This window comes from Croceicoccus esteveae (assembly GCF_031846435.1).
Classification (GTDB): domain Bacteria; phylum Pseudomonadota; class Alphaproteobacteria; order Sphingomonadales; family Sphingomonadaceae; genus Croceicoccus; species Croceicoccus esteveae.
The window spans coordinates 601,863-608,794 of sequence record NZ_JAVRHS010000001.1 but is presented as its reverse complement, the minus strand read 5'-3'; the positions used below and the strand labels follow the sequence as shown (position 1 = coordinate 608,794).

The 6,932-nt window shown below is 59.4% G+C and carries 7 protein-coding genes; 3 read left to right on the top strand and 4 right to left on the bottom strand.

The window, feature by feature from the left end; genetic code table 11:
• Positions 1-58 precede the first annotated feature (58 nt).
• Complete coding sequence (locus tag RM533_RS02885; protein ID WP_311339667.1) at positions 59-1,873, top strand: ABCB family ABC transporter ATP-binding protein/permease; 1,815 nt, start codon at positions 59-61, stop codon at positions 1,871-1,873.
• A 54-nt stretch (positions 1,874-1,927) separates the two neighbouring features.
• Here RM533_RS02885 and hslU read toward each other — a convergent pair whose 3' ends face one another.
• The 3 genes from hslU to RM533_RS02870 form a co-directional block, all read right to left on the bottom strand.
• Positions 1,928-3,229 (bottom strand): ATP-dependent protease ATPase subunit HslU, encoded by a 1,302-nt coding sequence (gene hslU / locus RM533_RS02880; RefSeq protein ID WP_311339712.1) that lies wholly within the window; start codon positions 3,227-3,229, stop codon positions 1,928-1,930.
• Positions 3,230-3,243: 14 nt separating this feature from the next.
• A complete protein-coding gene (gene hslV / locus RM533_RS02875; RefSeq protein ID WP_432265008.1) occupies positions 3,244-3,810 on the bottom strand; it encodes an ATP-dependent protease subunit HslV in 567 nt (188 codons plus the stop codon).
• A 208-nt stretch (positions 3,811-4,018) separates the two neighbouring features.
• Positions 4,019-4,537, bottom strand: a complete 519-nt coding sequence (locus RM533_RS02870) for an outer membrane protein assembly factor BamE (RefSeq protein WP_311339665.1) — start codon at positions 4,535-4,537, stop codon at positions 4,019-4,021.
• A gap of 268 nt (positions 4,538-4,805) precedes the next feature.
• Between RM533_RS02870 and RM533_RS02865 the strand changes: the two genes are divergently transcribed.
• Positions 4,806-5,327 (top strand): ubiquinol-cytochrome C chaperone family protein, encoded by a 522-nt coding sequence (locus RM533_RS02865; protein WP_311339664.1) that lies wholly within the window; start codon positions 4,806-4,808, stop codon positions 5,325-5,327.
• Positions 5,324-5,896 (top strand): YceD family protein, encoded by a 573-nt coding sequence (locus tag RM533_RS02860; RefSeq protein WP_311339663.1) that lies wholly within the window; start codon positions 5,324-5,326, stop codon positions 5,894-5,896. Before RM533_RS02865 ends, RM533_RS02860 begins: the two co-directional genes overlap by 4 nt.
• 48 nt (positions 5,897-5,944) lie before the next feature.
• On the opposite strand, the gene RM533_RS02855 is transcribed toward RM533_RS02860, so the two are convergent.
• Positions 5,945-6,823, bottom strand: a complete 879-nt coding sequence (locus RM533_RS02855; RefSeq protein ID WP_311339662.1) for a YihY/virulence factor BrkB family protein — start codon at positions 6,821-6,823, stop codon at positions 5,945-5,947.
• Positions 6,824-6,932: the final 109 nt, after the last annotated feature.

Sequence of the window (6,932 nt, the reverse complement as noted above, 5' to 3'; positions counted from 1 at the left end):
CAGAGTGCGGCACGCAAACCGTTGGTCAATCGCTTGGCCACGACCTACATGGCAGCAGATGCCACCAGACACCGCCACTTCCGAAAGCCTGTCGCAAGCTGCTGACTGGACGACCCTAAAACGCTTCATTCCCTACTTGTGGCCTCGCCATGACGCCGTGCTGAAACGCCGGATCATTATCGCCATGATGCTGGTGCTGCTCGCCAAGGCGACCACGCTCGCCCTGCCCTTTGCCTACAAACGCGCTGTCGATTCCATGGCAACGCCAGCAAATGAAGCGGTCATGGTCGCACTTTCGTTTGTGCTGGCCTACGCGCTTGGCCGGTTTGCCAGCGTGGTGTTCGACAATCTGCGTAATATCGTTTTCGAACGCGTGGGACAGGAAGCGACGCGTGACTTTGCCGAGGATGTGTTCTCGCGGTTGCATCGCCTGTCGTTGCGGTTCCATCTGTCGCGTCGCACCGGACAGCTTACCAAGACGATCGAGCGTGGCACAAAGAGCATTGATTCGATGCTCTATTTTTTGCTGTTCAACATTGCGCCTACGATCATAGAACTTATTGCAGTGGCGATTATCTTCTACCTCAATTTCGGTTGGGGGCTCGTGCTCGCAACAGCGCTGACGGTATGTACCTACATCCTTGTCACTCGGTGGATCACCTTGTGGCGAACAGCTTTGCGTGCCGAGATGAACGATCTTGATGGCCGGGCGCTTGGCCGCGCCGTCGATTCCCTGCTGAACTATGAAACTGTGAAATACTTCGGCGCAGAAGCACGCGAAGAAAACCGCTACGCCACCTCTGCCCGCGCCTATGCCCAGGCCGCCGTAAAGTCCGAGAACTCGCTCGGCCTGCTTAACATGGCGCAGTCCCTTATTACGAACCTGCTGATGGCGGGCGCGATGGCTTATACGGTCTGGGGGTGGAGCAAGGGGGAGTTTACCACTGGCGATCTGGTGTTCGTTAACACCTATCTGACGCAGCTTTTTCGGCCGCTGGACATGCTGGGGTGGGTATATCGAACCGTGCAGCAAGGCTTGATAGACATGGCCGAGATGTTCAGGCTGATCGATACCCCGATCGAAGTTGCCGATCTTCCCGGTGCGCCAGCTTTGGTCGTCCGCGATGCCGGCATCGTTTTCGACAATGTACATTTCGGTTACGACCCGGATCGCATGATCCTGCACGGTCTCAACTTTACAGTCGAGCCCGGCGAGCGCATCGCGATCGTCGGGCCATCAGGCGCTGGCAAATCGACGCTCGCGCGCCTGCTGTTCCGGTTTTATGATCCGCAGGCAGGGCGCATTCTTATTTCAGGCGCGGACATCCGGACGGTGACGCAGGCTAGCGTGCGGGCAGCCATCGGTATCGTGCCGCAAGACAGTGTGCTGTTTAACGACACGATTGGCTACAACATCGCCTATGGCCGCGCCGCCGCCACACCGGCCGAAGTTACTGCCGCAGCCATGGGTGCTGCAATCGATGGCTTCATCGAGCGCTTGCCGCAGGGTTATCATACCCAGGTAGGGGAGCGCGGCCTGAAGCTGTCAGGTGGGGAAAAGCAGCGGGTCGCGATTGCCCGCACTCTTCTCAAGAACCCGCCCATCATCCTGTTCGATGAAGCAACCAGCGCTCTTGACAGCCGGACAGAACAGAACATCCTGACCACGATGCGGCAGGTGGCCGAACACCGCACCACGCTCACCATCGCCCACCGGCTTTCCACCATTGTGGATGCCGACCGGATCCTCGTGCTTGATCAGGGGGTGCTGGTCGAGACTGGCAGCCATGCGCAATTGCTGCGGCAAGCTGGACTTTACGCTGAAATGTGGTCGCGTCAGTCTGTCGAGCAGGCAGACCATGCCGCCGTCTGAAGCAGCAGCGCCGGTATCAAGACACGGCGCCGCGCCTCAGGCTATCGTGTCAGGCTAAAGAATATATTTCGACAGGTCGCTGTCGCGTGCAAGCTCCTGCAGGCGTTCGCGTACGTAATCGCGGTCGACAGTCACGGTCGAGCCCTTGCGCTCCTCGGCGTCGAAGCTGACTTCCTCGAGCAGCTTTTCCATGACCGTCTGAAGCCGTCTTGCGCCGATATTTTCAACGCTTTCGTTCACCTGCGCGGCAATTGCCGCGATCTCGTCAATCGCCTCGGCCGTAAACTCGAGCACGACCTCCTCCGTGCCGATGAGCGCCACATATTGTTCAACCAGATTAGCGCGCGTCTTCGACAGGATGCGCACGAAATCGGCTTCCGTCAGCGCTTTCAGTTCGACCCTGATCGGCAGCCGCCCCTGAAGTTCGGGCAGCATGTCGGACGGTTTGGAGACGTGGAAGGCACCACTGGCGATGAAAAGGACATGGTCTGTCTTCATCGGGCCATATTTGGTCGCAACGGTCGTGCCCTCGATCAGCGGGAGCAGATCGCGCTGCACCCCTTCCCGGCTGACCGATCCGCCACGCACGTCGGAAACGGCGATCTTGTCGATCTCGTCAAGAAAGACGATGCCATTCATCTCGGCATTTTGCAGCGCGACCCGCGCCACATCGTCCTGGTCCATGCGTTTTTCGGATTCCTCGTCGACCAGCTTGTCCCATGCATCCGCGACGCGCAGCTTGCGCCGCTTCATCCGCTGACCACCGAACGCCTTGCCCATCATGTCGCCAAGATTGATCATGCCCATGTTTCCGCCCATGCCGGGCAGTTCCATGTTCATGTTGGGCTGATCCTCGACCTCGATCTCCACCTCGGTTTCGTTAAGATGATTGTCGACAACCCGCTGGCGGAAGCTTTCCCGCGTGGCTTCGCTGGCGCTGTCGCCGACCAGTGCATCGAGCAGCCGCTTCATGGCCGCGGCCGAGGCCGCCTCACGCACGGCTTCGCGCCGACGGTCTTTTTCCAGCCGGATCGCTTCTTCGGCAAGATCACGGGCGATCTGCTCCACGTCCCGGCCCACATAGCCGACTTCAGTAAACTTCGTCGCCTCGATCTTGACGAACGGCGCTTCGGCCAACCTGGCAAGACGGCGGCTGATCTCGGTCTTGCCGCAGCCCGTGGGGCCGATCATCAGGATGTTCTTGGGCGTCACCTCGTTGCGCAATTCATCGGGCAGGCGTTGACGCCGCCACCTGTTGCGCAGCGCCACCGCAACGGCACGCTTGGCCTCGTCCTGGCCGACGATATGCTCGTCAAGCGCAGCAACAATCGCTTTGGGAGTAAGGTTCATGCTCATCGTATCGGGAGTTCTCATGGTTCGATGACCTCGACGGTCACCTGATCATTGGTAAAGACGCACACCTCTGCGGCGACCTGCATGGCGCGGCGAGCGATCTTTTCCGGGTCCTGCTCATAATCGCCGAGCGCCTTGGCAGCGGCCAGTGCATAATTGCCACCTGAACCGATCGCAGCGATGCCGCCTTCGGGTTCAAGAACGTCGCCATTGCCGGTGATCACCAGCAATACGTCCGCATCGGCAACGATCATCAACGCTTCCAGATTGCGCAGATATTTATCGGTCCGCCAATCCTTGGCCAGCTCGACCGCAGCACGCATCAATTGCCCGCGATATTGCTCCAGCTTGCGCTCAAGCCGTTCGAACAAAGTGAAAGCGTCCGCAGTGGCGCCGGCAAAACCCGCGATGACCTTCCCGCCCTCGCCGATCCGGCGCACCTTGCGCGCATTGGGCTTCATCACGGTGTTGCCCATGGAAACCTGACCGTCACCGGCAATGACGGTCCTGTTGCCGCGCTTGACGCCGATTATGGTGGTGGAATGCCACTGCAGCATGGCGCGGCTGTCATGATCTGAATGCATGGCGGCCATATGGGGCACAAACACACAGGTTCAACACGCTTACAGCAGATCACGCAGGCTTGATACGCCGCTCTATTTTCAGCCCCTAGATCTAACCGCTGTCTCCCGGCCCTATCGAACAGCGCCAGTCGCCCAGCGGCGCCGATTGGCCAATCAAGGTTATCGACAAGGCAGACCGCAGCTGATCCGCTGCCTCCGCTTGCGCCGGTCAGTTGCCCGGCAGGCCTGCCGCACCACCCAATCCACCAGCACCGACGCTGCCGATATTGCCAAAAAGATCTTCAAGAAAGCTGCGGTCCTTGCCCAGAGTGGGCGTCGTCTTGCCGTTGGGGTCGATGTTGCTGACCAGTTCCATGCCGGTGGTGTTTACCTCCGCGACATTGCCGGCAGCATCGAAATAGATGCGCATGACCTCATTATCGACAATGTCGGACCCGCCAAGCAGTTCACGCTCGGTGGCACTGCTGACGTAATACCACACCGGCTCGCCGAACTGGCTGGTAAAGGTCGGACGTCCCAAGGTGTTCTCGACCGAGCGGATGTTGTCGATGCCGGGCTGTATGGAACGCGACAGCGCTGCATCGCTGATGTAGCCGCGCTGATCCTTAATCGATGTGCACCCGGCAATCAGCGAAGCTGCGGCCAGCAAGAAGCAGAGCCTTGCCGAAAGGGACAAACCAGGCGCAGCAGAACGTCTTGCGTTTACCACCTTTGTAGGATTCATCATCTTGCTTTCCATGCTTTTCCCGATCGACCTTGTGCCACTATCCCGACTTGAGTGAACGCATTTGCCAAACCCGCTGCATTCACTCTATGGAAAGGGTCATCCCGCCGCTTAAGGTTTCGCAGCCGACGGCACAAGAGGCGGCGGCGTGACAGGCTGACCGTTGCAGGGATCGGTTTAATCCCGGCTGAATACTTGCTTGAGCTCATGCGCAAATGCCTGGCTGTAGGCAGACGCCCGGTATTCAGCAGATAATGGAGTTTGCCCAGCCGTGTTTGAGCGCCTTTTCAATCGCCGACCACCTGCCGACCTGACCTCGTTATGGCATGGGATCGTCGCTATTGCCCGCGAACCGCATTGGTACGAGCGTGACGGCGCAGCCGATAATCTTGAGGGACGGTTCGACATGATCTGCGCGGTCCTGTCGCTGGTGCTGCTGCGGCTTGAACAGGAGAACGCAGGCGAAACCGCGGCACGGCTGACGGAGCTGTTCATCGACGACATGGATGGACAGCTGAGAGAGGCTGGAGTTGGCGATCTCGTGGTGGGCAAGCGCATGGGCAAATTGATGTCAGCCCTGGGCGGGCGGCTTGGGGCCTACCGGGCCGGCCTGCAAGATAGTGACGGCAATCTTGCAAAAGCTGCCCGGCGCAATATTACGACTCTTGATCCCGAGGATGATGGCACGCGATTGGCATCTGGACTGCGTGAGCAGCAGATGCGGCTTGCGGCGGTGCCGATGGCCGATCTCCTGCAGGGGAACATCGCGACTCTGCCAGACAATCCGAAGTGAACGGACAGGTTGACACAAGTGAACAGTTCGACATGAACCAGCAGACCGGCCAATCCGAACTCAGCCGCATGTTCAACGTGCGGCATGCGAATGGCAGCTCCGTGACGATCGACGCAAATGCGCAGGAGCAGGAAAGGCTGGCGGTGCGCTTTGGCATCGTGGCTGTCGAGAGGCTCAGCGCAAATGTCACAATCTGGCGCGATGGCGAACGCGATGACAACAACGTGCACGCACAAGGGATGCTTCATGCCAGCATCGTTCAGGCGTGTGCGGTGTCCGATGCCGACCTTGCAGTGGAGCTTGCCGAGCCGCTCAATTTCCTGTTCGTCCCGGCCCGTGCCGATCTGCCGGAGGAACTGGAACTTGGTGCCGAGGATCTTGATGAAATCTTCTACAGCGGAGACAGCTTCGACCTCGGAGAAGCCGTGGCGCAAAGCCTGGCCCTGGCGATTGACCCGTTCCTTACCGGACCCGAAGCAGACGTCGTCAGGCAACAGGTCGGACTGGACGAACCGGAAAAGGACAGCCCCTTTGCCGTGCTGAAAACGCTTGGGTCCCAAGGCCGATAGCGCGGGTGGCCCCAAGCCGGTCAGCTCCGCAAAGTGGGTGCAGGCCCGCTAGCCACTGCCGTCCTGTGCAACTTCAAGCTCGAGCAAGGTGGCGGTCAATTCGCCTCCCAGAAGCAGGATGTAGGCTGAAAGCCATATCCACGTAAGCAGCACGACCACTGCACCCAACGAGCCGTAAGTCGCGTTGTAATTGCCAAAATTCGCGACATAGAAGCCGAACCCGATGGTGAGCAGCACCATGCCTGCCGCCGTCAGCACTGAGCCTGGGCTTAACCATTTGAGCGGTGCCTTGCGGCAAGCAGGACCAAACCGGAACAGCAGCGCTGCCCCGCCAGCGATTGCAGCCGCAAGGACAAGATTCGCAGACAGCTTGCCGAGACTGATGACGGCGGGCGGTCCAGCCGGCCACAGTTCTCCCAAGGCGCCAAGCGTTGCGATTGCAATCACGACCAGTACCGCCATGACGGCAAAACCGATGGTAATCGCTATTCCGGTCAGATTCTGTGCAATGAACCCCCGGTCTTCCTTGCAGGCGAACGTGATATTAAGGCCGGTCATCAACGATCCTGCGCCTTTGCGTGCACCGAAGAGCGCTATCGCAAGAGACACAAGGAGGCCAACGCCTTTCTTGGAAGACGAGGTTTGTACGACAGATGTCAGCTGCTGTTCCACGAGGCGGGCTGCCTCGCCCGGAAGATGGCCCGCGATGGCACGCAAATGCGCGGATATTGCCGGAGGATCGGCAACCAGACTGTAAATCAGGATAGTGGCCGCCATCAGCGGGATCATCGCGAGAAAACTGTAGAACGCGACACCGGCAGCAATGAGCCCGATGTTGTCATCGCTTGCCCGGCTCCAGGTCTGCCGGGCGATATTGACAAGACCATCGCGTAGCCCGCGGTAAGAAGCTGCCTTGTACCCGATCACCTATTGCCCCCGCTCACCGCTCGTGCGGCCCTGTCACTTGTGCAGCCCTGTCACCTTCTTGCAGGCATGACAATCCGGCCCGCCTTGTTGCACCTTCGGCCCAGACTGT